Genomic DNA, 23,755 nt, shown 5'->3' on the forward strand with positions numbered 1-23,755 from the left:
CTCCCCGATCGGGAGGTGACGGGCATGCCGAAGCAGGCCGCGGCGCGGCGCGTACACCGCTTGGTCGACTGGTCGAAGGGGCCGTCGGTGCTGCGCTGGCGGTCGTGGTGGGGTGTCCTGCGGCGCACCGCGACGGAGTTCCTGGACGACAACCTCATGGATTGGGCTGCGGCGCTTACCTATTACAGCGTGCTGTCGATCTTTCCCGGTCTCATCGTGCTCACCGCGATACTGGGCGCGCTCGGTCCGTCCGCCACGCAATCGCTGGTCGACACCATCCAGGAGATCGGGCCCGGCAGCGGCACCGCTCTGCTCGTCGACTCGATCAACCAGCTGCAAGGATCACGGGACTTGGCGGGGCCGTTGGCGATCATCGGTCTGGCCACCGCTTTCTGGACGGCCTCGGGATACATCGCCGCCTTCATGCGCGCCGCCAACGCGATCTATGACATCGAAGAGGGCAGGCCGATCTGGAAGACCGTGCCGGTGCGCATCGGCTTGACCGCGGCGATGGTGGCGCTGCTCGCGACGTGCGCAATCGGGGTAGTGGCCACGGGCAGCATTGCTGAGCGCTTGGGGCGGTGGCTCGGCGTCGGATCGGTCGGGGTGCTGGTGTGGGACATCGCGAAATGGCCGGTGCTCGCGGTGCTGGTCAGTTTGGCGTTCGCGTTGCTGTACTGGGCCGCGCCGAACGCGCAGCAGCCCGGTTTCCGCTGGCTGAGTCCGGGCAGCGTGCTCGCCGTGCTGCTGTGGATCGCCGCGTCGGCCGGATTCGCTGTCTACGTAGCCAATTTCGGCTCCTACAACAAGGTCTACGGCTCGCTCGGCGGCGTCGCCGTCTTTCTGGTGTGGTTGTGGATCTCCAACGTCGCGGTGCTACTCGGTGCGGAGTTCGATGCCGAACTTGCTCGCGGTCGGCGCATCGAACAAGGGTTGCCGCCCGACGAAGAACCTTTCCTGCCGCCACGCGACACCCGCTGGATGTCGGCGGAAGGTGCCGAAAAGCGCAGTGGCGCTGAAGAACCTGCGACGCCAGCCGACGACTCCGCAGCAGACAGGAGGAAATGATGAGCCAGTCAGAACCCTCGGAACGCGACAGGTTCCACGAGGTAGCCGACGCTGCTCGCGAAAAGGCGGCCGAAGCCGAGCATCTCGCGGCGGAGAAGGCCGCGGAGATGCGCCGGATCGCCGAGGCGAAGGCCGCCGACGTGGCGCGACGGGCGGAAGAGAAGGCCGCCGAAGCCTCGCGCGACGCGGCCGCTGCTACCGCCGAAACGCAGCGGAAAGCCGAGGAGAAGACCACGGCGGCAAGGGAAAAGGCCGCTGAGGCGATCCGGCAAGCCGCCGAGCGGACCGACGAGGCGACAGAAAATGCTCGCGTCGCCACCGAACGTGTCGGGTCTGGTACATCTGAACCCGTTGCACGACAACGATACTCACTTGCGGAAGCGGTGAGCCGACAGCCTGTGCCTGCCGCAGTGCTGGCCGCGCTCGGTGTGTTCGTTCTCTGGCGGGTGTTGCGCCGCCGCTGAGCGGGAGGCGCTGGGGGCGCGCGGCAAGACCAGCTGCGGCGCAGGAGATCCCGGCGACCTGGGATCTGTACCGAGGTTTGTAGACACCGTGCTTTCTCGGTGGTTACAGTGTCGACGTCTGATCGATGGGGGTTCGGTGAAAATCGGTACGGTACTTGCTATTGGCGCTGCGCTGATGGTTTCGGGGTGCGGCTCGACAGGTTCGACCAGCGTGACGAGTTCGACCAGTGCGCCGGGGGTCGCTCCGATCTACCAGCCGCGCGCCAGCGACGATGCGACCTCCGGCTCCGTGGGGACGAATCCGACTTCTATCAAAGTGACATTGGCTGCGCTGGCAGCTCAGCCCGCACCCGCCGAGGCGACCACAGCTACACCGGCTGCCACCACAACGCAGCACCCCGCGCCGACCACGCCTGCGGTGATCGAGGAGTCGAGCCCGACCATCGGCGGCGTCTGTAACCCGAGCGTGGACAACCACTCGGTGACCGACGACGGGCAGTCCGTCAAGTGCCCCCCAACCGGGGGAACGTCGTCGAAATGGGTGCGGTCGGAACCGGTGGTCGGGACCAGGGAACCCGGCTCGCCCTGCACCGCCGGTCAGCGGGGAATCGCGGTAGCTCCGGATGGCAAGGACATGTTCTGTGTGGGTACCGACGAATCGGCACACTGGTCCAAGTAGGTGCCGTGGCGATATGGCGCGATCAACCTGCGGGCAGCCCGACCTGGTCGCGCTCGAGCGCGCCACGCAGTTGCGAAAGGGCCTGCGCGACAGTCGATAACGACGAACTGGTGAGAGTGGTGCCGAGCAGTTGAGTCAGTTCCTCGGCGAAGGTTTGCTCCGCTGCCTCGACCAGGCGCATACCGGCATCGGTCAGGGCTAGCAGCGACGACCGTCGATCCGACGGATTCGGTTGCCGCACAATCCATCCCTGCTTTTCCCAGCGGTCGACACCTTTACTCATCGCGCCGACGCCCGCGGCGAACTCGCTCGCGAGATCCGCTACCCGCGCCCCGGGGTGATCGCGCAGGAAGCGCAGGGATTCGAACTGCGAGGTGACGATCCCGTGCCGCTCGCGCAGCTGTACAACGCGCTCAACGATCGGTGGACTACCGACTCGCGCCCGAACACCCGTTCCCGGCCGCGATCGACGACACGCTGAGCGCCTACCGGGCCCTGCTCGACAGCGGCGAACACCCCTCGGCCATCGCGTTCGCCGGTGATTCCGCCGGCGGCGGACTGGCCGTCACCGCCTGCCTCGCCGCCCGCGACGCAGGCCTGCCCCTGCCCGCCGCAGTCGTCGCCTTCTCGCCCGGACTCGACATGACCCGCACCGGTGAGAGCATGCAGACCAAAGCTGGCATCGACCCAATATTCACCCGCGAAAGCCTGGAACACACCGGCGCCATGTACCTCGCCGGACAGGACCCACACCAACCCCTGCTCAGCCCGGCAACCCTCGCCGACCTCACCGGCTTTCCCCCGATGCTCCTACAGGCGGGCACCAACGAAATGATCCTCGACGACGCCACCCGCCTGGCCGCCCGCGCCCGAGCAGCCGGTGTGGACGTCATCCTCGACATCACCGCCGACGTACCCCACGTGTTCCAGTCCTTCACCGGTGTCCTCGACGAAGCCGACGAGGCCCTGGACCGCGCGGCACACTTCCTCGGTCAACGCATCACGGCCTGACGAGATCGGATGCGCCGAATCCGTTGTGCGCGCTACTTTTCCACGGGTCGTAGCCCCCGCGCGTACTCGCCGAACGTGGCTCGCTGATCCTCGGTCATGACTGCTTTCGGGATGGTGAGGGCCGACAGCTTGCTGAGCACGAGGTACCAGACCTCCGGAGTCTCGACCACGCGGCTCAGAGCGGCCCACCGAATCCGTGATTCGACCAGCGGATGGATTGTCGTGACCCCCTCGTCGTCGAGGATTATGCGCCATCCGTCCTTGACGAGACCGGACTGCTTCCGCAGCGTCTCGGCCACCACGAGCGGTGGGAGCGCCACGGCCCAGAAGGCCCCGACTATCAGCAGGAAGGCGGCCATCGGCGTCGAAATCTTCAGAACGTGGAAGAGGATGCCGAGGACGACAATCGACGCTCCCGTGGCCCGAGCGATGTTCAACTGCGAGCGCAGGAGGAACTTCACCGCACGCCGCTGCCGTTCGTGGTCGTAGGGAACCCACATCGAGATCTGCACTGCCGCATCCTAAGTCACGAATGTGCACCAGATCGGCACTACCGATCGTCCGCACGTGCGCGCTACGACCAGTCGCCAAGAGTCGCCGCCAGATGACTTCACCAGTCGGCGCGCTGAGGGGGCGTCAGACAACGGGCCGTTTGCCGGGCCGGGTCAATCGGCTTCGGTGTTCAGGTACACCACGAGATCGCGGGGCAGGCCGTGGGTGTCGTGCAGGTAGTGGTAGTCGTCGTCGGTCAACGGTTCGGTGAAACGGCGGTGGGACAAGATCTTTCGTCCGCGCTGGAGTAGTAGATCGAACTTGCGTTCCTCGTCGAGCAGGGTGGTGCGCACCTCGTGGGAGTGCACGGATTGCCGGAAGTGGCCGAGAGTGTGTTCGATCAGCTCGATCGGCAGGTCGGACAGGGTGCGGGTCGGATCGTCGCGCCACAGGGAGGGTGCGGCGGATCAAATGGCGGAGGATGTGACCGCGACCGGACGGGGATGGTGTGACCCCGTCGCCGAGGATGACGATGCTGGATCGCAGATGGTCCGACAGCACTCGCAGTGACGGTTCGTCCAGCGGGCGCCAGATTCGGGGCAGGATGTTCAGCCAGGGCTGGAAAACGTCGATCTCGAAGACGGACTTCGTATTTCGCAGGATTCGCACCAGCCGTTCCAGGCCTAGTCCGGTGTCGATGCTTGGTCGGCGCATTGGTTCGAGGCTGCCGTCGGGATGCCGGAGGTATCGCATCATGACGTGGTTCCACACCTCCACCCATCTGTCATCGGATGTCGGTGTGCCCTGCGGGATTTCGTCTCCGGTCCAGACGAAGATCTCGGAATCGGGTCCGCAGAGTCCGGTCGGGCCGTTGGACCACCAGTTATCGTCCGTGGTCGGTTCGACCGGTAAGCCAAGCTCATTCCACGTGCGCCACGACTCGTGGTCAGGCTCGACCTGTTCGTCACCGCCGAACACCGTGACGTGCATCCGGCCGGGGTCGATGCCGAAGCCGTCGCGCAGCAGTTCGAATCCCCAACGCAGGCTTTGCGGGCCGCCGTAGTCGCCGAGTGACCAGGACCCGAGCATTTCGAACACGGTGAGGTGGGTGTCGTCACCGACCTCGTCGAGATCGGTGGTGCGCAGACAGCGCTGCAGGCTGGTGAGTCGCTGGCCCAGCGGGTGGGGTCGGCCCAGCAGATATGGCGTCAACGGGTGCATTCCGGAAGTGGTGAACAGCACCGGATCTCCCGGCGAGGGAATGGGTGATCCGCCCGGGGTGAGTTCGTGCCCGCGTTCGCGAAAGAAGTCGAGGAAGGTCTGAATGGTCTGGTCCGTGGTGATCATGGTGGTTGCTCCATCGATGTGAAATCGACCGGAAGCGACCGCACATGGCAAGTCCGGCAACAAAACCGCCGCACACCAGCGGACCGTTTCCGGCCGCCGGCGTGGGAGAAAGAGGTCAGGCGGCAGCGACCGGCGAGCTGAGAGCTCGTGCGGTCGCGGCAGCGATTCGTGAATTGACCTGCATGGTTGCACGGTAGCAACCAGGCGGTGCGGAGCACGACCGATTTTCGGTCGGTGGAGTGCGCCGAATATCGGAGCCCGTAACGATTCCGCGGATCTCGCGGAAAGCCGGGTAAGGCGGTACCGATGCGCTTGTCGAGCTCGTTACTCCAATCCAGCCAAGGTCAGGACATGCGCGGCCCGGGGTGGTGTGGTGACGGCCCGCAGGTTGTCGGCCAGATCGACCTGTTCCAGGTCGGTGGCGAACACCAGGAACCCGTCGGCGACGGCGAATGGCCAGTCGGTCGGTTCGAGGCGGCGGCATACCTGGTTCAGCAACGCACGCAGCTGGTCGTCGGGCAGTCGTGTCCGGTCGAGGTAGTCGGCGAGTTCGTAGAGGTCTGCGGCATCCTCGGGCGGAACGACGACCTCGTGCTGGTCGGCTTCGGTGAGCAGAGCGGCGATGCCTTCGTCGCCCGCCGACGAAGGGAACGCGGCTACGGCTGCCGGGATCGCCTCGACAAGCCGGTCGACGAAGGCGCGGTCGATGTCTTCGAGGGTTGTCCCTGTGGGCAGCCCGCGGTAGGCAACTTCCGGGCCCCGCGTCACCTGGCTGATGGCACCGTTGTCGTCGTAGGTGACCTGGATCTGTATCGGTTCGCCACTGGCGTGTTCCTCGTCGATCCGCGTGAGACGTCCGGCCGTGTAGTGGAATCGGGACAGTCCGCTGCCGCCGGTGGCTCGATACTGCGAGAGGGCCAACCGGCCCTCGTCGCCGTAGGTGAGATCCTCGTGGCGGATGGCCGATTTGTCCGGGGAGTAGGTGTAAAGCGCCAGCTCTTCGGGACCGTGCTCGCCGTGGGTGAAGAACGTCTCGTAGTGCTGGCCCGTGATCGGCGCGCCCCAGCGTTCCACCCATATGCGGCCGGTGTCGTCTTGCCCATACCAGTAGGTGGCCCTGTCGTCGCTGGTCAGGCGTTCGCCGACCGTAAACCGGTTGACCAGGAAATAGAGTGGGTCAACCGAATATGCCGTGTCGGAGTAGGGGACCCACTGCGTGACCTGGGCTTCGGCTGCCTGCTTGCGTTCAGAGTATTGGACGCTGAGCCAGGACATGTCGGACATCAGCCCATCGTGTCATGTCGTCCCATTCCTATACCCGGTCACGTTCGCTTTCCAGGGGTCAGGCGGGGTCGGCGCGCTGGTCGATGGTGTGCTGTAGATCGGCGTTGAGGCGCTGGGCTTCGGCGAGTTGGTCTTCGAGGATGACGATGCGGCACGCCGCCTCGAGGGTGTTGCCGGCGTCGACGAGCTCGCGCACGCGTCCGGCGATGCGCAGCTGGTAGCGCGAGTAGCGGCGGTGCCCGCCCGTGGACCGTTGCGGGGTCAGGAGTTGGGCGGCGTCGAGGCCGCGCAGGAATGCTTGGGTGACGCCGAGGATTTCCGCGGCACGTCCCATGCTGTAGGCGGGGTAGGTGTCGTCGTCGAGTTTGTCCGCGGCGCTGGGGCCGTCGGCGGGGTCGGTGTCCGGTTGCTGCACAGCACCTCTCGGGATTCAACGTCAGGCAGGCCCCGGCGCATGTGCGCCGGGGCCTGGGATCTACGGAAGAGGGGGTGTCAATTCTGTTCACCGGCCACGAAAGCCGATGTTCCACACCGCATCCGACACGTGCCGGGACGCGGAACTGTTAGGTGACTACTCAGTGACCACCTCCTGGATTGCCGGTTCGACCTGCGCATTACTTGTCTATCTTGCGTGTTCGTCCCCCTCCGGCGGTCCAGCCAAGTGCACCGGATTCTCTTCTCCGCCGGAGGGGACGGGGTGGAACTTTCATTCCGGGCAGTTCACCTGCCCGGCCGCTTGATCTTCTCTTCGAACAACAGAGACTGTATACCTGCTTCCGCAGGATGTCTACACCCGCCACGACAGATTTTCGCCTTCGGATGTGGTCGGTATATTGCACGCCTCGGTGCACGCTCATCAGCGGGTCAGCACTTCCCGTACCGATCCACCAACGGCTGCTCAGCCGGGCTGGGCAGCCGTTGGTGGATCGACAACCGCCGATGGTAATTCGAAGGCCCCGGTCAGGGTCGTCGCTTCCCATGCTCTCGCAGCTTGTAGCCAGGTAATCGATGGCGGGCGGGCGTGAGTTACCAGGCGACGCAGGGCACCGGGCGCACGTGTCGCGGATCGAGGGCATTGAGCACGTAGGCGGCTGCGCGCGGATCGGCGACGATGCCGAGATGATCGGCCATATCTTGCGAACAGCCTTCTTGCAGAAGGATATTCGTCACCCCGTCGCCGGGCAGCAGGCCAGAGGTATAGGGCAGGACGACCTGGTCGTGGCTGGTGACGATATTCGTATAGGTGATGCCGGGGACGTACATACCGTCGGAATGCAGGTCGACCATCAGCGGTGAACCGGTCTGAGCTTCCTTCCCAGTGGGCTGGGCGGCCAATACCGCTTCAAGGGCCGGACCGACGCCCAGCTGAGCGGCGTACTCGCGGGCTGTGGCCAACTGATCGCCGAAAGTGCCGTCCCATAGCGGAGCTATGGCGACATAGTGGTCGATCCGGGACGCACCGCCGAGTCGTTTCGCGTAGTAGTTCGGCAGCAGCGTGCCCAGGGAATGGCCGATGATGTCGACCTTCCGAGCGCCGGTCGCGGCCAGTACCCGCTCGATGAAGCTGCCGATGGTGCGCGCGTTCTGCTCAGCGGTGCCGGTCATCGCGCCGAGCGCCGAAACCGGCCAGGGCAGGTCGAGGGCGCCATAGGTCATGGCGAAGACGCAGTAGCCTTCGTTGGCTAGCAGCGGAACGTATGTTCCCCAATTGGTTTGGGCGCCCGCTCCGGCCCCGCCGTGCACCAGCACCACCGGATTCGGGTGTGCGGCACTGGGTTTACAGTCCCAGTTGTTGCTGCCCGGCAGCGAGCCGCCAGGATTGGCCAGCTCGGCACGAATTCCACTGAACGTGCTGTATTCCACTGGTAGTTCGGCCTGCGCGGGCCCGGCACCCATACCGGCCGCCACCGCGGCCGCGCACAGCAATGATCCGATTCGCCGTCTCGACATGATGAAATCCCCTCCCTCTATAACGCGTTACAGTTCCGCCCTTCGGGGAGTGACTCTAGGCCGGAATCGGCTGTCCTGGGCAAGTTTCGGGCAGTTGGGCGCTCGACGGCGAAGTCGACCGGGTTGCTCGGTCAAGGCATGGCCGGGCCAAATCTCAGCGGCAGGGGGACAGAGCGGACGACAGTTACCAGGGGCTCAGCTGGACATCCGATAGTGCGGATGCCCGTGTTGAACCACTTTCGGTCTGCGGTGGATCTATTTGCCGGTCATGCCGTCGAGCATCTCGCGCAGGATGTCCAGGTGGCCGTTGTGGCGGGCTGTTTCCTCGGTGAGGTGCAGCAGAATCCAGCGTAGGTCGACGTGGACGCCGTCGCGGATGGTTCGCTCGGCCTGGCTGTCCAAGCTGTTTCCGGCGACCAGTTCGCGGTAGCGGGCACTCTGTCCGGCGTATTCGTCGAGCAACTGCGTGAGCGGGAAGTCGACGGCGATGCGCATCTCGCGGTCAGGGTCCTCATCGGTCCAAGGGGCCTGGTCTTCCTCGCCGAGGAAACCACCTGGAACCATTGGTACTCGACCCAGCGCAGGTGGTTGATCAGGCCGTTGATGGTCATCAGCGGTGAGCCCGGCAGGAGTGCCCTACGGGCGTTCTCGGCGGAGATGCCATCGCATTTGGCGCGGGCGGTGTTGCGTGTGTAGTCGAGAAAGGTGGTGAGCTGAGTGCGTTCGTCCCAAGCGGACGGGGTGTCGTCGATTCTGGTCATCGCCGGAAGCATCCTCGATCACCGTGACCAGTGTCGAGGTATTTAGCGGCTGACTCATCGGTCTCGGCTCGATCGGTCGCTACAACGATTCAGCGCCGGGGCCGTCGCCCCACAGCTTCCCGACGCGCGGTCATGCCGATGACAGCGTTGCTCTCAATCGGCGACGGTCACTGCTGATCGGTTGGGCGCCAACGTCTCTGGAACATCAGGTCGTGCGGAGTCGGGGGCGTTCGCTCGGGCGTTCGCTCGGGCGGGCGCACGATCTCGGGTGCGCCGATGAATTTCGGGTTGCTCTGTCGTCGATACCTCTGGAAGGAGATGATCATGGGCCTTCCCCGAAGATCGTCGGCAGGTGATCTCGCCGACCTTAGAGAGGAATTCAGACATGACGCGACCGTTTCGATTCGGGGTCGTCGCTCCGATCAGGACTGACCTGCCGACGTGGCTGGACCGGGTGCGCCGCATCGCCGACAGCGGCTATTCGACGCTGCTGATGCCCGACGTCGCACAATGGCAACCGGCGCCCGGCCCGACGCTGGCCACCGCCGCGGCCATTACCGACCTGCGCGTAGGCACCTGGGTGTATGCCTCCCCGCTTCGCCCGGCCTGGATGACGGCGTGGGAAGCGCACTCGCTGTCGGTGCTCACCGAGGGCCGCTTCGAGATGGGCATCGGCACCGGCAGGCCGGGAATGGAGGACGAGCTCCGCGAAAAGGGGCTGCCCGTGGTCCCGCCGAGCGGGCGGCTGGCCCAGATTCGCGAGACCGTACAAGCGCTGCGCGATCTGGACGGCCCGGACCTGCGCACGCCGGTGGCGATGGCGGTGCGCGGTCCGAAGGCCCAGGCGCTGGCCGCCGAGGTCGCGGACACGGTCACCATCGCACAGATGCCGAACGAGCCGCGGGTCGAAACCGCCCGGCTGGCACGCGACTTCCGCGCCATCGGGGACGTCGAGCTCGCGCTCGGGGTGCCGGTTATCGGCGACGCCGTCGCGCCGTTCATGGCGCCTCCCGATACCGACCCTGCTGCGCTGCGCGCGGTGGATTCGCTGGCTGTCCTGCCGGATGACCCGGCGGCCGCCGCCGAGGAAATCCAGCGGCGGCGGGAGGAGATCGGGTTCTCCTATTTCGTCTTCGGCGCCGACTTCGCGGAAAGGTTCGCTCCGGTCGTCGCCGAGCTCACGGGAAAGTAGTTGGCGGCGAGTATATCTGTCGATTGAACGGAATCCGTTATGTGACAACACATCTGAATTCGGCAACCCGGAGATTGGGGGCATGTTCGCATTGGTTTGCGGTGGCACTATGACGGCGCGGGCCAGGTAGAAACCGTCATTCGGCGGACAACGCCCGCTCGAGGTTCTTCGTGCGAATCAGTCGGTCAGTAAATGCGGGATTGGTTGCCGTCGCCGCGGCAGCGGGAACGATGCTCACGGCGCCCTTGGTGCACGCCGCGCCGCCGGGCAAGGTGAATTGTGTTCCGGTGCCGGTCGACTCGCGCCTCGAAGCCACCTGCACCAATACCGATGTCGGAGCGGGCACCGCGGTCAGCCTCACTGTGTGCAGTGACCTGAGGACGGTGTACGAACCCGCTCACCGGATGGCGGGCAACACCACCGAGACGTTCACGCAGGACTGCGGACCCGGCGCACACCCGATGTCCTGGAACGTCAAAGGTGAGACCGACTACGAACGCGCCCGACGCATAGAACGTGAAGGCAAATAGATTCGAAAGGGCGATCAGGCCGGGAAGGGCCGACGAATCACCGGCGTAGCTCCTCCATGACGGTGTCGATGCGGCGTTGCTCGGCATTGCGGAGCTGCTGGTAGTGCGTCGCCTTGGTCTGGTCGCCGACGTTGTCGGCCGCTTCGGCGGCGGCCTGCCACACCACCAGGGGTAAGTCGGGCACGTCGCTTGCCTGACGGTCCGCCTCGACGAACACTGTCACGGCCAACTCGCCCGCCGCGGCGCCGGCCAGCAGAAACAGTTCCTCCACATACATCCGGCCCAGACCTGCGTCCGACCATCCGGACACGTCATCGAGGGCTCGGCGACACTCGCGCAACGCATCCCAGGCGGCGTGCTGGTCGCCGGCCTGGCGTTCCAGTTCGGCCAGGGTCCGCCAAGCCGACGCCGAGTCCCAAGGGTTGTCGGCATACACCAGGCTTTCGCGTTGCGCCCGGGCGGCTTCGGCGTACGACCCCAATTCGGCGAACTGGTAGCGGAGCACACCCAGGGTGGTCTTGTCCCGCTCGCGATCTGCCGCCCACCGGTCCAGCTCCTGGCGGGCCAATACCTGGTCGCCGACCAGTTCGGCGCGCTCGACCCAGGTGAGCGGGTCCTCGGCGGTCGGCTCGGCGGGGAACCACGACCGCTGGCTCAGCGACCACTCGGCCAAGCCCTCCTCGGACACCGATGGCCGCCCTGCTTCGTCGAGCAGCAGCTCGAGCACGGCGTCCCGATCGGCATGCTCACTGTCGCGCACAAAGGCGACCGTGTCCGGCACTCCCGCGGCGAACAGGTGCTGGAGGTCGTAGCCGCACCACGTGTCGAAGTTGGCTCGCTTGATCTCCCAGTGCAACCACACATCCGCCACTTGCCGATACTCGGCGAGCAGGAAACCGGCCAGCTTGGTTTCCTCGCTCAGCCCTTGAAACGGTGCCTTGCGACGGCACAACGCCTCCTGCTCGGCCAACCATCGCACCAGCGCGATGTCGTCGGGCGTGCGGTCGTATTGCAACGCCCACAACACTTTTGCTCGCTGTGCCGCGTTCCCGTCGCGGTCGTTGCTATCAGCATCCGTGGCACGCTCGTAGCGCAACTCCTGCCACGCGGCAGCCGACTCCCGCATCCGTTCCAACTCACGCCGCACAGCCTTCATCACCCGCCAAGGATCCCACGACCAGCGGTTGTTCACCCGCCGATCGATTTGCCGCCGACGTCTCCGGAACTTCCGATATTGCCGAGTCGAGCGTGTTCGTCGTTGCGTCGCGGGAAGTATTCCGGCAGAACGTCTTTGGCTAATGCCTTCGTGCGAAGCCCCTGGAATCGGGGGCAGGAGGTGGATCTCGATGAGCGATAGCATCGACGCCTACGCGCTACGTAAATCATTGATAGTGCGCCGGGGCGGGATATTCGATGCCAGCAGAAAAGATTCAGGCCGACAACGACGCTATGCGAAGCTCGGCTGATCAACTCGGCTCTGCGGCGGCTGTCATTCGCGATTTGCCGATTCGATCGCGGATGGGCCGCAAGACCTTTCGGGGAATCGATTCCAGAGATAGAGGGCACGGGCTGTGAGTGGGTTCGAGGTCGAGATCGGTCAGCTGAAGGAAGCGGCCAAGGCGGCGGGATCTGCCGCGACCCAGGCCGAGGTGGTGGACCCGGGTACCGGCTTGGACGCGATCGCGACAGCATTGCCGGGTGGGGAGGCCGCGAAGAAAGCGCCCACGCTGGCCTCGACGTTCAATGAGCGCGCGAAGGGGTGGGCCGGCGAGATCGGCCGATGGAATGAATCGATCGTGTCGGCCGCGAAGTTGTACTCCGAAAACGAGGTCGAGGCGGAAAGGGCTTTCGGGCGATGACTGTCGGCTATGACGACGTCCGCAAATGGGACGCCGGGGCGCTCGATACGTCGGCGACCAACCTGCGCGGGCGGCGAGACAAACTGATCGGGCTGCAGGACGAGCTCGACGACGCCAGGAGTTTGCCTCGCTGGCACGGTCCGGCGAGCGATAAAGCACGCAGCTCGCTGGGAACTACGCGGAACAACGCCGAGATCCTGATCGCGGAGCTGTCCGCCGTCGACCGCGCCCTGCAGGACGCGTCGGACGACGTGACGGCCCTGAAGACCCGGGTCGCCAACAACGACGCCCTCGCCGACACCTACCAGTACCGCATCGCCGCCGACGGCGCGATCGTGGACAACAAGCCGCCCGACCCTTCGCCGAAGTCGCGGACCGAGGCCGAAGACCGTGCCGAGACGCAGCGGTACCGCGAAACCATCAAGCGGCAGCTGGAGCAGGAAACCAAGGCGATACTCACCAAGGCGAACAACATCGACGCCGGCGTCGATGTGGTGATGCAACTCGCGCTGGACCGCAAGATCAGCGACCACGGCGCGACCACTCTGGCAGACGCCATGAAGGGTGGGGAGATCGACGCCCAGGTGGCCGAGATGGAGCAGGCGCTGCGCGACGCCGGGCTGCTGACCGGGCCGCCAGTCTCCGGCTACTACCGGCAGTGGCTCGAGAACGCGGTGCGCCGGGGCGTTTCGCTCGACACGATCAAACAGATCATCGCCGAACACCACATCACGCCCGAGGACTTCAAGATCCTCGAAGGAATGGAAGAGATCCGCGAGGACGAGGACGGCGACGGGATCTTCAAGTCGTTCTTCCTGATGCCGACCAACATCAGCGCGGCCGACGCCGCCAAGGCGGTGCGGATGACCTACATCTTGAACGCGGGCACCGACTACGGCAAAGGCGAATCGACCGACTTCCCACCGACCCCGTACAGCTCCGCGGAACTGCGGCGCATCACCGAACGGCAACAGAAGAACGACTGGAGCTACAACGAAGACGTGGGGTTCGTGCACGGCAACGGCGGACGGTTGGTGACCACCCCGAACGGCATGATGATGGGCTTGGGCGGGAACCTGATCCAGGACCAGTTCAGCCAAAACGGCGGAACGACCTGGGGCGATACGTTCATGCTGAACATCGACGACGCAAAGGATCCGGCACAACAGATCAGAGAAGTGGCGCGGTCGGGCCACGCGTGGTACGAAAACGATCAAGGCCCGTACCAGGGCAAACTCGACCTGGACCGGTTTCTGCACCACGAGGAGCGCCACTCCCAGCACTGGGCGCGCGAAGGCTACACGGGCTTCCTCGCCTCCTATGTGTGGGAGCAGGTCACCGGCGGCAACGAGACCGAGGAAGACGCGGGGCTTTCCGATGGTGGGTATTAGGTGGCCGCAAGTCGCCTGCGCTGCCTTGCTTTTGGCGGCGGTGACCGCGGCGTGCGATACCAAGGCGCAGTTCGCGCCGTCGCTGCCGCCGGCGGCCGGGTTCCGCGTCGACGACGGCGTCCTGAAACTGTGGACGGGCACCCCGTGCGATGGTGTCACCGGACTGACGTTGATCTTCGACTCCGGTACCAAGGAGAGCACGGAGCAGCGGTGGACCGCGCCGCTGCCGGGGGTGCCGGTGGAGCGGATGGACCTGCTGCGGACCGTCGGCGGATCCGCCGCCGATGGGCCATTGCAGGTCCAGAAACCGCTGCCCGCTGACTACGACTGGACCAAGGCGGGCTCGCTCAACTTCGCCGTGGACGGCCCGGAGGCGTACGGAGCCAGGGTCGATCTCGGCCAGGTCCTGCGCGAGTCGGCCCAGCACCCGTCCGGGAGTTATCTGTTCGGCCCGCGCGGCTGGATGGACGCGTCGGAAGTTCAACGGGAGAACCAGAAGTCGTTTCTGACCGTCTGCACTCCCGACCCGAAGTGATTGCGGTACAACCCAACCCGCGGAGCCGACGATGGACACACCGGATAGCACGACCCTGCGAACAGTGGTGCGCCGCATCGCGCTCGGTGCGTTTGCCTGCACCGCCACATTGATCGTGCTGCTCGTCGGCGAGGCGGTACTCAGCGCCACCGGACTATCCGCTGATCCGCACGGCTACGGAATGTTCGCCGGAATCCTGTTCGCGGCGGTCCTGACCCCGGTCGCGCTGGTGCTGTGGTTGCTGTACCGAGCACTGCGACGACGCGGCAATTGACAAGCTACAGTCGCCAACCCGGACTGCCCTAACGGGTTGCGCCGAGCTGCATTTTGATCTGTTCTTCGACGACCTCGTAGCCCAGCCGCTGGTAGATGCCGTTGCTCGTGGGATTCGACCTTTCGGTGAACAGCAGCACCTCGCGATTACCCGCGTCCAACGCGACTTGCGACACGTGGTGCGTCACCGCTGCCGCGTAGCCATGTCCTTGATGTTCCGGTGGGGTGGCCACCATGCCGACCCGCACGATCCCGGCAACGCTGCGCGAGAGCGAGGCGACCGACACCGGTTCTCCGTCGACCTCCCACAACCAGATGCCGTTGTAGGACAGCCGCTCACCGACCTGATCGAACGGCGCCGAGGTGTCCTCCTCCTCGAATACCTTGGTGAAATCGTCCAGCACCGCCCGGTCGGACTGCTGCGCAAGCCGGGCCCGCCCGGCTGTCGGGCGGGGCGCCACCAGCTCGTTCAACCGGTAGAGAAGCTGGTGGTCGACGACCTCGGATCCGCGCTGCGTGGCCTCGGCGAAGGCCCGCACGACACCGGCCGGGCCATTGACGTAGTCGACTTCCCGGCCCGTGTTGTTCAGTGCCGTGACCAACTCGGCCGTATCGGCGGCGGCAAGTCCGAACAGGCCCAGCGGGAACGGCCGGGTATGGAGGATCGCTCCCGCAACCCGACCGTCGCGCGACAACCAGCCGAACAGCGGGTTCGGCTGCCGCGGCACCTTGCCTGCGGCAACGGTCGCGCTCACGGTCAACGCGACATTGTGTTCGGCGGGTCGAGACCGCAGAAACTCTCCGGCCGTCCCCAGGTATTGCTCGACATCTTCAGTGAAGCTCCAGCTCATCGCCCCCATGCTGCCGAAACGAGGTTCGAGGCGCATCCCAATTGATTGCGAGTCAACCGCGTCGATGGAAGGCCGCGAGCCGTGTGTGCTCGATGGCCTCGTTGACGTCCTCCCCTGGGGGTCAGGCGATTCCGAGGGAGGCGGCTATTAGGCGCCACAGGCGTTCGGCGGCCTGGTCGGGGTTGGGGGGTGGGGTGATGCGGAGTTGTTGGGCGATGCCGTGGCGTAGGCCGCCGATGACGAAGGCGGCTGCGCTGTCCGGGTCGACGCTGGTGGGGAGTTGGCCGAGGGCCTGGCCGCGGCGGATGTTGGCGGCGGCGTTGTCGCTCATGGTCTGGATGTAGACGGCTTCGAGCTCGGTGAGCTGCGGGTCCAGCGCGGCGCGGTTGAGCAGGACCGGGACCAAGGGGTCGGCGAAGTGGTAGGCGACGAAGAGGTGGGTGCGCTTGTGTTCGCGGGTTGCCCAATCGGCTTCGGTAGGTAGATGGGCGTCGGCGGTGGCGTGACTGAGTCCTTCGTAGAAGGTGTTGTAGATCGCCGCCAGCAGGCCACTCTTGGAGCCGAAGTGGTGGTAGAGCGCGCCGGTGCTCAAGCCGGCGCGGCGGGTGAGGGCGGCGAGTTCCAGCACGCCGTTGCCGCGGACCAGTTCGTCGCGGGCGGCGTCGAGAAGTTGTTGACGTCCGATCGGTGCGCGTGCCACAGTCGTAGCATAACCGAACTCAGTTATGTTTCGTGAGGAGCCGCCATGAGTGCCGAAGTGTCGTCGTTGACGGACTTGGGAGGCGATCTGGCCGGGACCTACCGCCGGACCGCGAGTGCAGGTGAAAGCATCGACGCGGCGGTCAGCGCGGCGGATCTGGCCGCGGTGCGGCGCGACGGATACGTGATCCTGCCCGATCTGCTGTCCCCGCACGAGCTCGACGAAATCCGCGAAGCTGTTGCGCCGCTGTTGGTTCGGCGCGGCCGCAATCAGTTCGAAGGACCGACCACCCAGCGCGTGTACAGCGTGTTGAACAAGACGCGCACCTGCGATCGGATCGCGGACCATCCCCGGGTGCTGGCGTTGCTGGATCGAATGTTCTTGCCGAACTACCTCTTGTCGATGCTGCAGGTGATCAACATCCTGCCCGGCGAGCAGGCGCAGATGCTGCACACCGACGACGGCTTCTACCCGCTGCCGCGCCCACGTGCCGCGCTCGGTGCGGCGACGATCTGGGCGATCGACGATTTCACCGCCGACAACGGTGCCACCGACATCATTCCGCGCAGTCACCTCTGGGGCCACCGCATGCCCGAGCAGGCCGAGCGGGAACCCGTTGTGATGAAGGCGGGTTCGTGTGTGTTCTTCGTCGGGACCCTCTGGCATGGCGGCGGCGCCAATCGCACACAGAATCCACGCCTGGCGCTGACCGCTCAATACTGCGAGCCGTGGTTGCGTCCGCAGGAAGCCTTCACCCTGTCGACCACTCGCGACACTGTGCGTGCCGTGTCGGAGGACATCCGCCGCATGCTCGGTTACAGCATCCATCCGCCGTTCATCGGCCAGGTCGACGGCATGCATCCCAAACGACTGCTGGAACCCGGCGCTCAACCTTTGTGACGGATCGCGGGTGTGCTCAGATCGGCCGAGCGGGCTGCCCATGAGTCTGCTCAGCGAGCGCGCAGTCCAGCTTGGCTAGGAAGCGCCCGAAGTGCGGGTCGGAATCGGGGATCGCGAATCTATCGATGTCCCACCAGTGTTCGGCGCTGAACTCGCGGGCGTCGAGGGTGTAGCGCTGGGAGCGGGTGCCGCGGACGAGGTACCACAGGCTGACGTCGTCATGGCTGTCCATGCCGTTGGTGGTGGTGATGGTCAGGAACAGGGGAGTGGTTCCGGTGATGGTGAAATCGGCGTGGATGCCGATCTCCTCGAACGCCTCGCGGCGCGCCGTCTCGAGCGGATGTTCGCCGGGGTCGACGTGCCCGCCGGTCGGCAGCCACAACCCGGCGAGCCGGTGCCTGCCGAGCAGCACTGCCCGCGCCTTGGGGTCGACCAGCACGACGTAGCTGACCAGATGTCGTGGCGGCGTTGCGGGTTTGACGCGGCGAAACACGTCGTCGGTCGACGCCAGCCAGGCCAGCGCTTCGTCGATGTGTTCCTGTTCGAGCGCATCGAATGGTGCGATGCCACCCACGATCTCGGCGACAGCGGTAGTCGCAGCGTTCATAACCGGGCACTGTAGCGACGCGCACCGACAGGAACCGGGCGTCGTTGTTCAGTCCAGGACGACCGAGCGGAGTCGGGTCGTATACATGCCGGAGCGGTCGAGGGCATCGACGGCGGCATCGAGTTCGATCGTGGCCTCCTCGAACACTTCTCGGGCACCGGCCACGCAGTACGCGGGCGTGGTGAGGGCGCCGATGCCGTCGGTATCGATCAGCAGGCCCGAGGTCTGTAGCGTCCCGTAGCCCGCGGCGAGCTCGGTCACGCCGCGCCGAAGCTCGCGCAGTTGCTCGAGCAGCTGGACGCGCCGAGCTTCCAGGATCAGTGGATCGGTCATCGCGGCTTCCCCCATTCCGGACAGTTCGTCGTCCGCCCGCAATCTACCGCTGCGGAAGTACCTTGCCGAACCCGACAGGTCGGGCCGCTCGGCGTCGCTCAGGGAGTTCTGTCTGCGCTGTTCGGAGGCACGCCGATCCCCGCAATCCTTGTTGCCATCAGGCAAGATGCCTGCATGAAGGTAATCCTCTTCGGTGCGACCGGCATGATCGGGCAGGGGGTACTCAAAGAGTGCCTCCGGGACGAGCGGGTCGAGCAGGTCCTTGCCATCGGGCGTAGCTCGCTGGGAGTCGAAGATCCCAAGCTGCGCGAGTTGATCCAGCCCGATCCGAGCGATCTCTCCGCGATCGCGGGCGAGCTGCCGGAGTTCGACGCTTGTTTCTTCTGCCTCGGTGTTTCCTCCGTCGGGATGAAAGAGGAGGACTACCGGCGGATCACCTACGACCTTGCCTTGAAGGTCGGTCGCACGCTGGCGGCGGCGAACTCGAAGCTGACGTTCATCTATGTCTCCGGGCAGGGGACCGACAGCACCGAGCAGGGGCGCTCGATGTGGGGGCGGGTTAAGGGGAAGACCGAGAACGATCTGCTCGCACTTCCCTTCCAGGCGTACATGTTCCGGCCCGGATTCGTGCAGCCGATGGACGGTGTGGTCTCCAAGACCCGGTTGTATCGCGCCGCGTACGCGGTCGTCGGGCCGCTGATCCCGCTGTTCAAGCGGCTGGCACCGAACGCGGTCAACGACAATCGGGAGATCGGCCGCGCCATGATCGCCGTCGCGTCCTCTGGATCGGACACCCGTGTGCTCTCCCCCCGGGAGATCACCGCGCGAGCCACGCCCTAGGAGGCACTGGCGCCCAGGTCGGCTGGCTCCGATGCCTGTGTCCGCGTTCGGATTCCGTCGATTGATGCGATGATCGCGAACATGGGACTCTCGCGCGTGGCCTGGTTACTGTTGGCCGGAGCGACCGCCGGGTGGGGAGCCTTCGTCGCGTCCGAACCGCTACACCAGATCTCATCGTGCGAGGTCGTGCAGATGGACACTGCGTGTGGCGACTCGATTTTCGCCCGATACGGAGTGGGACTTGTGCTCCTGCTGGCAGTGCCGGTTGTGCTGTGTGCGCTGCCCGCGTTGCGCGCCACCCACGGCCTGCCCTGGTTGGTCGCAGGCGTTCTGGTGATCGGTGCACTCCTCGCATTGCCCGCGACCGATACCGTGTTCGCCGCTTTGGTGTACTACCTGCCGGTCGGTGTCGTCGCGACGCTGGTCGCGGGCTTTCAGGCCTGGTACGACGCGCGAAGCGGGTCAACAGACGTTGCTCAACCTGCGAGTCCCCGTAGTGCTCGTTCGGAGTCGGATCCCGGGTCGGCTTGGTAGATCCACAGCTGTAGCTCGGGATGATCGGGAAGGGTCATGACGTGCTGGTGGAGCGTCAGGCGGCCCATTGCGGGATGGTGAAAATGCTTGACGGCGCTGCCTTTTCGGTGAATGTCGTGGCGCGCCCACAGCTGGCGGAATTCGGCACTGCGCAGTGACAGCTCGCCGATCAGTTCGATCATCTGCGGCGGGTGTGGTCGGTGGCCTGCGGCGGACCGTAGCGTCGCGACGGTGCACTGGGCGAGTTGGTCGGGGTTCTCGACGAAACGGGTTATCGCATCGTCGAGGAAGGCCATGCGTGCCAGGTTGTCCCGCAACGGAATTCCGTCGTAGAGGGCATCGGCGGGTTTGTTGCGGGCGGTGACCTCGAGCCAGGGGGTGACGAGCATCGCCGGGGTGGTGATCTGCGATAGCAGGCCGGCCAACGTGCGATGGGCGTTGCCGAGATCCGGGTTTCCGGCGGGTCGGCTGGGAGCGGCGAGAGCGCGCAGGTGGGTGTGCGCGTCGTAGTCGAGCTGTAGTGCCCGGGCCAGCGCGTCCAAGACCTGGGTCGAGGGGCGCTTCTCGCGGCCTTGCTCCAGGTGCACGTAGTAATCGGTGCTGACATCGGCGAGCATCGCGACTTCTTCCCGGCGGAGGCCCGGGACCTGGCGTGCTGCGCCGGGGACGAGCCCGACCTGCTCCGGGCGGACGAGCGCGCGCCGCGCCCGCAGGAATTCGGCCAGGGCTCCCGGTGTCGTTCGCACGATGTCCAGGTTATGGGCGCTTCCCGTTTCGGGGTGGGTGGGTCGGTACTACCCCGCGGCCACGGACCGCTCCTACCGTCGGCGAGATCGAGGAGACGGCAACCGGCCGTCGGGAAAAGGAGAACGACCTGATGTTCGTGGTGACAGGAGCGACCGGGCGGACCGGGCGTGTGGTGGTCGACGAGCTACTTCGAGCGGGCCGTGGCGTGCGCGCGATCGGACGCAGCAGCCATGGTCTGGCACCACTGGCGGCTGCCGGTGCCGAGCCGTTCGTGGCCGAGCCGACCGACCATGCCGCACTCACCGAGGCCTTCAACGGCGCCGAGGGTGTCTATGTGATGGTCCAGCCCAACTACATCCCGGACAGTCCGGACTTCCCGGCGCACCAGCGAACCATCGTCGACGCGATGACGGTGGCGCTCGCGCGTACCGGAGTCGGGCGGGTGGTGACCTTGAGCAGTTGGGGCGCGGACAAACCGTCAGGCACCGGCCCGGTTGTCGGACTACATCACCTCGAGCAACGGACCAACACGCTCGACGCCGTCGTAACTCATTTGCGGGCAGGCTATTTCATGGAGAACCTGCTCGGTCAGGTCGAGACCATCCGCGGGGCCGGGGTCGTCGCCGCGCCGTTCGATCCCGATATCGCCATGCCTTTCATCGCCACCGCCGACATCGGCCGAGCCGCCGCGCACAGTTTGCTCACCCCGACCTCCGCGTCGGACATTCTCGAGCTGCATGGTGAACGTGATCTGAGTATGGCCGAGGTCGCCGAGGTCATCGGCAGGATCGCCGAGTTGCCCCAGTTGCGCTATGTGCAGCAGTCGATCGAGGAGTTCGCCGCGGCTCAGCGCCGCGCCGGGGTGTCACAGAGCGTCACCGGCCTCATGGTCGAGGTGGTGCACGCGATCAACTCGCGGCACACCGCGACGCTGCAATCGCGCTCTGCACGCACCACTACCTCGACCAGCATCGAAACCTTCGTCACCGAATCACTTGTGCCGCAGCTTCGGACGACAGCTGTCTGCCGTAGGTGACGATCCGGACCACCCACAGCAGCCAGCTGACGAGGCTGATCAAAGCGCGTGGACTCGCGTGGTCGATGATCAGCGGGGCAAGAATTGCGGCCACGGCGAACCCGATCGCCATAAAGTAGCGAGGACTGAAAGGGGAACTCAGGTGACCGAGGAACCTGCGCGCCGCCGCTACGACTCGCTGCGCCGTACCGCGCAGGCGCAGCAGACCAGCGCCGACATCGCCCGCGCCGCTCGCACCCTGTTCGTCGCGAAGGGCTGGGCCGCGACCACGGTGCGTGATGTGGCCCGGGAGGCGGGGGTCTCGGTGCCGACCGTCTACGCGGCCTACGGCAACAAGAACGGCCTCACCTGGGCACTGGTCGATGCCGCCGACCTGTCCGCCGACGTGGCGCGCCTGCTCGCCGAACTGGAGGCGGCCCCCGAACCGCCCCGGCAGCTCGCCGCGATGGCCGCATACGACCGCCGCTTGTTCGAGCGCGCAGGCGAGGTACTCGTGCTGCTGCGCGAAGCGGGTCGCACGGAACCCGAACTGGCACAGGCCTATCGCGACGCCCGCGCCCGCGCCGACGACGCCCACAGTCAAGTGCTGTCCGCGTGGCCGCCGGGCACCCTCCGCGGCGACCTGGACCTCCCCACCGCCCTCGACATCTACGCCGCAATCTGCAACATAGACGTCTACACCGAACTCACCCTCGAACGCGGATGGTCTCCGGAGCGCGTCGAGAAGTGGTGGAGCAGTGTGGTCACTCGCGAACTCCTCGCCGAATCACGCTGAGCGAAGAGCTGTTTCGTCAACACAGCCCCGCGAGTTTGTACAGCACAAGTGATCCCGCGACGGCGACGTTGAGGCTGTTGCCGGTGCCGACCATGGGGATCTCGACGGCGACGTCGAGCAGCTCCAGTCCTTCCGGTGGGATGCCGGTGGATTCGTGACCGAGCACGATGATGGTGCGGCGGCGGGCGGTGGGGAGGTCGGCCAGGCGGATGGATTCGTCGGTGAGTTCCACGCCGACGATGGCGGAGCCGCCGTCGCGTTGGCGCGCCAGCCAGCGGTCGACGCGGCCGTTGATCCAGTGCACGCACTGGGGTTTTCGGAGGGTGTTGCCGTGCGCGAGGGCATCGGGGATCCATGGTCGGCGCGGTACCGCCATGCATGCGCCGACGGCGTCGCAGGTGCGCAGCATGGTGCCGAGGTTGACACCGTGTTTGGGCCACAGCGGCGCGATGATCAGGTGATTCCAGCAGCCGTGGGCGCGTTGGCGGCGTTCGCGGCGCAGGTCGGGGCGGGACTTGGCCCGCGCTGTCGTCACAGGCGGACGGGAAGGGCCTTCCCGGTGGGCAGTGCGAGTTTCATAGGAACGATGCTTCGCGGCGCATCGGGGCCATCGACGACGACAAGAAATGCTCGAGAAGTGAGCAGATCTCTACGATACGGCACGGTCTCGCGCAGTCCGATACCGATACCGGCCGCTGCCGACGAACTCACGGCCGCAGGATCGAAACGAGGAACTCCGTCTGGTCATACACGGCCTTCTCGAACACGTCATCGAAGTAGATGTCGAAATGCCCTGCCTGATAACGCTTCACGACCGCGTGCTTGGTGCGTTCCGCCGCACGCAACGCGGACTTGATCGGAGTGATCGAGTCGTTGTCGCATAACGCGTAGAGCACCGGCATCTTCAGCGACTTGGCCCGCTTGCCCGGCGAATCGAACAGCGCCGAAAACGCCACGCGGGCAGCCACCTTCGGCTTGTAGTGCTCGCTCTCGTCGGCCAGCCTGCTGTTGCCCTCCGGCACGTCGGCCGCGCTCATCAGCGCCGCCGAGCGCTTCCGCCCGGCCAACCGGATGCCGACGTGCTTGCGCCGCAGCGACCCGATCAGCAGGTCGGTGGCGGCGATCGCGGTCACCTTGGTCATGCTGATCGGCCCCTTCGCCATCGCGCAGGACCAACCGCTGGTGAACGGCACCTGCGCGACCACCGCGGCCAGGTAATCGTCGTGCGGCGCCACCGCGAGCACGTGTCCACCGCTGAACGAGGTGCCCCACAAGGCGATCCGGGTCGCGTCGATGCCGCGGATGGTGCGCGCGTAGGCGATGGCGGACTGCCAGTCCTCGCGCTGCCGCCCGATCCGGATCACCTGACGTGGCTCGCCCTGGCTCGCGCCGAAATGCCGGTAATCGAACACCAGCACCGCCATACCGGCGGCGGCGAAACGCCGCGCGTACCGGTCGAGCCCCATCTCTCGATTCGCCCCCAGGCCATGTCCCATGATGACGAGCGGACGGGGCTTCGGCGCACCATCCGGACGGTAGAGCCAGGCGGCACACTGCTCGCTTCCGGAGGGGAAGCCGACCTCGACACGTTCCATG

30 protein-coding genes and 2 pseudogenes are annotated in these 23,755 nt (G+C 65.9%); 15 read left to right on the forward strand and 17 right to left on the reverse strand.

The features are described 5' to 3' along the window. Positions 1–24 precede the first annotated feature (24 nt). From ACQPW1_RS15000 to ACQPW1_RS15010, 3 genes are all read left to right on the forward strand, one after another. Complete coding sequence (locus tag ACQPW1_RS15000) at positions 25–1,068, forward strand: YihY/virulence factor BrkB family protein (RefSeq protein ID WP_433663318.1); 1,044 nt, start codon at positions 25–27, stop codon at positions 1,066–1,068. Continuing rightward, positions 1,068–1,532: a hypothetical protein gene (locus ACQPW1_RS15005; protein WP_433663319.1), complete on the forward strand. Its 465-nt coding sequence runs from the start codon at positions 1,068–1,070 to the stop codon at positions 1,530–1,532. Before ACQPW1_RS15000 ends, ACQPW1_RS15005 begins: the two co-directional genes overlap by 1 nt. A 211-nt stretch (positions 1,533–1,743) precedes the next feature. Then, positions 1,744–2,211 carry a hypothetical protein gene (locus ACQPW1_RS15010; protein WP_433663320.1) on the forward strand — a complete coding sequence of 156 codons (468 nt, stop codon included), beginning with the start codon at positions 1,744–1,746 and terminating at the stop codon, positions 2,209–2,211. 22 nt (positions 2,212–2,233) lie between these two features. On the opposite strand, the gene ACQPW1_RS15015 is transcribed toward ACQPW1_RS15010, so the two are convergent. Further along, on the reverse strand, positions 2,234–2,632 hold the full coding sequence (locus tag ACQPW1_RS15015; RefSeq protein WP_433665241.1) for a MarR family transcriptional regulator: 399 nt from the start codon (positions 2,630–2,632) through the stop codon (positions 2,234–2,236). 2 nt (positions 2,633–2,634) lie between these two features. Between ACQPW1_RS15015 and ACQPW1_RS15020 the strand changes: the two genes are divergently transcribed. Then, entirely contained in the window at positions 2,635–3,222 is a 588-nt protein-coding gene (locus tag ACQPW1_RS15020) for an alpha/beta hydrolase (protein ID WP_433663321.1), read from the forward strand. 32 nt (positions 3,223–3,254) lie between these two features. Here ACQPW1_RS15020 and ACQPW1_RS15025 read toward each other — a convergent pair whose 3' ends face one another. The 8 genes and pseudogenes from ACQPW1_RS15025 to ACQPW1_RS15060 form a co-directional block, all read right to left on the reverse strand. Beyond that, positions 3,255–3,734 carry a YcxB family protein gene (locus tag ACQPW1_RS15025; protein ID WP_433663322.1) on the reverse strand — a complete coding sequence of 160 codons (480 nt, stop codon included), beginning with the start codon at positions 3,732–3,734 and terminating at the stop codon, positions 3,255–3,257. Positions 3,735–3,887: 153 nt separating this feature from the next. Beyond that, on the reverse strand, positions 3,888–4,067 hold the full coding sequence (locus tag ACQPW1_RS15030) for a hypothetical protein (RefSeq protein WP_433665607.1): 180 nt from the start codon (positions 4,065–4,067) through the stop codon (positions 3,888–3,890). Positions 4,068–4,218: 151 nt separating this feature from the next. Continuing rightward, positions 4,219–5,061: pseudogene (locus tag ACQPW1_RS15035) on the reverse strand (alanine--tRNA ligase-related protein); the annotation flags it as partial. A 324-nt stretch (positions 5,062–5,385) separates the two neighbouring features. Beyond that, positions 5,386–6,345 (reverse strand): hypothetical protein, encoded by a 960-nt coding sequence (locus ACQPW1_RS15040; RefSeq protein ID WP_433663323.1) that lies wholly within the window; start codon positions 6,343–6,345, stop codon positions 5,386–5,388. Between the two features lie 58 nt (positions 6,346–6,403). Next, entirely contained in the window at positions 6,404–6,760 is a 357-nt protein-coding gene (locus ACQPW1_RS15045) for a MerR family transcriptional regulator (RefSeq protein ID WP_433663324.1), read from the reverse strand. Positions 6,761–7,371: 611 nt separating this feature from the next. Then, positions 7,372–8,295, reverse strand: coding sequence for an esterase/lipase family protein (locus ACQPW1_RS15050; protein WP_433663325.1), 924 nt, complete (start codon positions 8,293–8,295; stop codon positions 7,372–7,374). Between the two features lie 255 nt (positions 8,296–8,550). Continuing rightward, positions 8,551–8,859 (reverse strand): DUF664 domain-containing protein, encoded by a 309-nt coding sequence (locus ACQPW1_RS15055; protein WP_433663326.1) that lies wholly within the window; start codon positions 8,857–8,859, stop codon positions 8,551–8,553. Positions 8,860–8,876: 17 nt separating this feature from the next. Next, positions 8,877–9,068 (reverse strand): annotated as a pseudogene (locus tag ACQPW1_RS15060) (DUF664 domain-containing protein); the annotation flags it as partial. A 373-nt stretch (positions 9,069–9,441) separates the two neighbouring features. On the opposite strand from ACQPW1_RS15060, the gene ACQPW1_RS15065 reads away from it, so the two are divergent. Together ACQPW1_RS15065 and ACQPW1_RS15070 are read left to right on the forward strand one after the other, a co-directional pair. After that, the gene (locus ACQPW1_RS15065) at positions 9,442–10,248 is read left to right on the forward strand and encodes an LLM class flavin-dependent oxidoreductase (RefSeq protein WP_433663327.1); all 807 of its coding nucleotides are present in this window, start codon (positions 9,442–9,444) and stop codon (positions 10,246–10,248) included. Between the two features lie 170 nt (positions 10,249–10,418). After that, a complete protein-coding gene (locus tag ACQPW1_RS15070) occupies positions 10,419–10,778 on the forward strand; it encodes a hypothetical protein (RefSeq protein ID WP_433663328.1) in 360 nt (119 codons plus the stop codon). Positions 10,779–10,815: 37 nt separating this feature from the next. On the opposite strand, the gene ACQPW1_RS15075 is transcribed toward ACQPW1_RS15070, so the two are convergent. Beyond that, complete coding sequence (locus ACQPW1_RS15075; RefSeq protein WP_433663329.1) at positions 10,816–11,937, reverse strand: hypothetical protein; 1,122 nt, start codon at positions 11,935–11,937, stop codon at positions 10,816–10,818. 412 nt (positions 11,938–12,349) lie between these two features. On the opposite strand from ACQPW1_RS15075, the gene ACQPW1_RS15080 reads away from it, so the two are divergent. Genes ACQPW1_RS15080 through ACQPW1_RS15095 form a run of 4 tightly spaced genes read left to right on the forward strand, consistent with a single transcriptional unit; the run spans position 12,350 to position 14,837 of the window. After that, positions 12,350–12,637 (forward strand): hypothetical protein, encoded by a 288-nt coding sequence (locus ACQPW1_RS15080; protein WP_433663330.1) that lies wholly within the window; start codon positions 12,350–12,352, stop codon positions 12,635–12,637. Continuing rightward, positions 12,634–14,028 (forward strand): hypothetical protein, encoded by a 1,395-nt coding sequence (locus tag ACQPW1_RS15085; protein ID WP_433663331.1) that lies wholly within the window; start codon positions 12,634–12,636, stop codon positions 14,026–14,028. Before ACQPW1_RS15080 ends, ACQPW1_RS15085 begins: the two co-directional genes overlap by 4 nt. After that, positions 14,015–14,563 (forward strand): hypothetical protein, encoded by a 549-nt coding sequence (locus tag ACQPW1_RS15090; protein ID WP_433663332.1) that lies wholly within the window; start codon positions 14,015–14,017, stop codon positions 14,561–14,563. Before ACQPW1_RS15085 ends, ACQPW1_RS15090 begins: the two co-directional genes overlap by 14 nt. A 31-nt stretch (positions 14,564–14,594) precedes the next feature. Further along, positions 14,595–14,837 carry a hypothetical protein gene (locus tag ACQPW1_RS15095; RefSeq protein WP_433663333.1) on the forward strand — a complete coding sequence of 81 codons (243 nt, stop codon included), beginning with the start codon at positions 14,595–14,597 and terminating at the stop codon, positions 14,835–14,837. 28 nt (positions 14,838–14,865) lie between these two features. On the opposite strand, the gene ACQPW1_RS15100 is transcribed toward ACQPW1_RS15095, so the two are convergent. Further along, complete coding sequence (locus ACQPW1_RS15100; protein WP_433663334.1) at positions 14,866–15,687, reverse strand: GNAT family N-acetyltransferase; 822 nt, start codon at positions 15,685–15,687, stop codon at positions 14,866–14,868. 121 nt (positions 15,688–15,808) lie between these two features. Then, on the reverse strand, positions 15,809–16,387 hold the full coding sequence (locus ACQPW1_RS15105; RefSeq protein WP_433663335.1) for a TetR/AcrR family transcriptional regulator: 579 nt from the start codon (positions 16,385–16,387) through the stop codon (positions 15,809–15,811). A gap of 45 nt (positions 16,388–16,432) precedes the next feature. On the opposite strand from ACQPW1_RS15105, the gene ACQPW1_RS15110 reads away from it, so the two are divergent. Then, the gene (locus ACQPW1_RS15110) at positions 16,433–17,287 is read left to right on the forward strand and encodes a phytanoyl-CoA dioxygenase family protein (RefSeq protein ID WP_433663336.1); all 855 of its coding nucleotides are present in this window, start codon (positions 16,433–16,435) and stop codon (positions 17,285–17,287) included. A 16-nt stretch (positions 17,288–17,303) separates the two neighbouring features. Here ACQPW1_RS15110 and ACQPW1_RS15115 read toward each other — a convergent pair whose 3' ends face one another. Beyond that, a complete protein-coding gene (locus ACQPW1_RS15115; RefSeq protein WP_433663337.1) occupies positions 17,304–17,894 on the reverse strand; it encodes an NUDIX hydrolase in 591 nt (196 codons plus the stop codon). Between the two features lie 48 nt (positions 17,895–17,942). After that, complete coding sequence (locus tag ACQPW1_RS15120) at positions 17,943–18,392, reverse strand: hypothetical protein (RefSeq protein WP_433663338.1); 450 nt, start codon at positions 18,390–18,392, stop codon at positions 17,943–17,945. Positions 18,393–18,401: 9 nt separating this feature from the next. On the opposite strand from ACQPW1_RS15120, the gene ACQPW1_RS15125 reads away from it, so the two are divergent. Together ACQPW1_RS15125 and ACQPW1_RS15130 are read left to right on the forward strand one after the other, a co-directional pair. Continuing rightward, positions 18,402–19,067 carry an epimerase gene (locus ACQPW1_RS15125; protein WP_433663339.1) on the forward strand — a complete coding sequence of 222 codons (666 nt, stop codon included), beginning with the start codon at positions 18,402–18,404 and terminating at the stop codon, positions 19,065–19,067. 81 nt (positions 19,068–19,148) lie between these two features. Further along, positions 19,149–19,601 carry a hypothetical protein gene (locus ACQPW1_RS15130; protein ID WP_433663340.1) on the forward strand — a complete coding sequence of 151 codons (453 nt, stop codon included), beginning with the start codon at positions 19,149–19,151 and terminating at the stop codon, positions 19,599–19,601. Here ACQPW1_RS15130 and ACQPW1_RS15135 read toward each other — a convergent pair. After that, positions 19,544–20,347, reverse strand: coding sequence for a helix-turn-helix domain-containing protein (locus ACQPW1_RS15135; RefSeq protein WP_433663341.1), 804 nt, complete (start codon positions 20,345–20,347; stop codon positions 19,544–19,546). The two genes, ACQPW1_RS15130 and ACQPW1_RS15135, sit on opposite strands and share 58 nt — an antisense overlap. Before the next feature lie 131 nt (positions 20,348–20,478). On the opposite strand from ACQPW1_RS15135, the gene ACQPW1_RS15140 reads away from it, so the two are divergent. Beyond that, complete coding sequence (locus ACQPW1_RS15140) at positions 20,479–21,384, forward strand: NmrA family NAD(P)-binding protein (protein WP_433663342.1); 906 nt, start codon at positions 20,479–20,481, stop codon at positions 21,382–21,384. 142 nt (positions 21,385–21,526) lie between these two features. Continuing rightward, positions 21,527–22,159: a TetR/AcrR family transcriptional regulator gene (locus tag ACQPW1_RS15145; RefSeq protein ID WP_433663343.1), complete on the forward strand. Its 633-nt coding sequence runs from the start codon at positions 21,527–21,529 to the stop codon at positions 22,157–22,159. 16 nt (positions 22,160–22,175) lie between these two features. Here ACQPW1_RS15145 and ACQPW1_RS15150 read toward each other — a convergent pair whose 3' ends face one another. Further along, complete coding sequence (locus ACQPW1_RS15150; protein WP_433663344.1) at positions 22,176–22,694, reverse strand: TrmH family RNA methyltransferase; 519 nt, start codon at positions 22,692–22,694, stop codon at positions 22,176–22,178. Positions 22,695–22,866: 172 nt separating this feature from the next. Then, on the reverse strand, positions 22,867–23,754 hold the full coding sequence (locus ACQPW1_RS15155) for an alpha/beta hydrolase (RefSeq protein ID WP_433663345.1): 888 nt from the start codon (positions 23,752–23,754) through the stop codon (positions 22,867–22,869). Position 23,755 lies beyond the last annotated feature (1 nt).

The sequence above is a fragment of the Nocardia sp. CA-128927 genome (assembly GCF_050955855.1).
Classification (GTDB): Bacteria; Actinomycetota; Actinomycetes; order Mycobacteriales; family Mycobacteriaceae; genus Nocardia.

Excerpts from the sequence above, each read along its gene's own strand:
- ACQPW1_RS15000 (WP_433663318.1), top strand. The coding sequence starts at position 25 with ATGCCGAAGCAGGCCGCGGCGCGGCGCGTACACCGCTTGGTCGACTGG.
- ACQPW1_RS15005 (WP_433663319.1), top strand. The coding sequence starts at position 1,068 with ATGAGCCAGTCAGAACCCTCGGAACGCGACAGGTTCCACGAGGTAGCC.
- ACQPW1_RS15040 (WP_433663323.1), bottom strand. The coding sequence starts at position 6,345 with ATGTCCGACATGTCCTGGCTCAGCGTCCAATACTCTGAACGCAAGCAG.
- ACQPW1_RS15050 (WP_433663325.1), bottom strand. The coding sequence starts at position 8,295 with ATGTCGAGACGGCGAATCGGATCATTGCTGTGCGCGGCCGCGGTGGCG.
- ACQPW1_RS15055 (WP_433663326.1), bottom strand. The coding sequence starts at position 8,859 with ATGGTTCCAGGTGGTTTCCTCGGCGAGGAAGACCAGGCCCCTTGGACC.
- ACQPW1_RS15065 (WP_433663327.1), top strand. The coding sequence starts at position 9,442 with ATGACGCGACCGTTTCGATTCGGGGTCGTCGCTCCGATCAGGACTGAC.
- ACQPW1_RS15085 (WP_433663331.1), top strand. The coding sequence starts at position 12,634 with ATGACTGTCGGCTATGACGACGTCCGCAAATGGGACGCCGGGGCGCTC.
- ACQPW1_RS15090 (WP_433663332.1), top strand. The coding sequence starts at position 14,015 with ATGGTGGGTATTAGGTGGCCGCAAGTCGCCTGCGCTGCCTTGCTTTTG.
- ACQPW1_RS15095 (WP_433663333.1), top strand. The coding sequence starts at position 14,595 with ATGGACACACCGGATAGCACGACCCTGCGAACAGTGGTGCGCCGCATC.
- ACQPW1_RS15100 (WP_433663334.1), bottom strand. The coding sequence starts at position 15,687 with ATGAGCTGGAGCTTCACTGAAGATGTCGAGCAATACCTGGGGACGGCC.
- ACQPW1_RS15110 (WP_433663336.1), top strand. The coding sequence starts at position 16,433 with ATGAGTGCCGAAGTGTCGTCGTTGACGGACTTGGGAGGCGATCTGGCC.
- ACQPW1_RS15115 (WP_433663337.1), bottom strand. The coding sequence starts at position 17,894 with ATGAACGCTGCGACTACCGCTGTCGCCGAGATCGTGGGTGGCATCGCA.
- ACQPW1_RS15125 (WP_433663339.1), top strand. The coding sequence starts at position 18,402 with ATGAAGGTAATCCTCTTCGGTGCGACCGGCATGATCGGGCAGGGGGTA.
- ACQPW1_RS15130 (WP_433663340.1), top strand. The coding sequence starts at position 19,149 with ATGGGACTCTCGCGCGTGGCCTGGTTACTGTTGGCCGGAGCGACCGCC.
- ACQPW1_RS15140 (WP_433663342.1), top strand. The coding sequence starts at position 20,479 with ATGTTCGTGGTGACAGGAGCGACCGGGCGGACCGGGCGTGTGGTGGTC.
- ACQPW1_RS15155 (WP_433663345.1), bottom strand. The coding sequence starts at position 23,754 with ATGGAACGTGTCGAGGTCGGCTTCCCCTCCGGAAGCGAGCAGTGTGCC.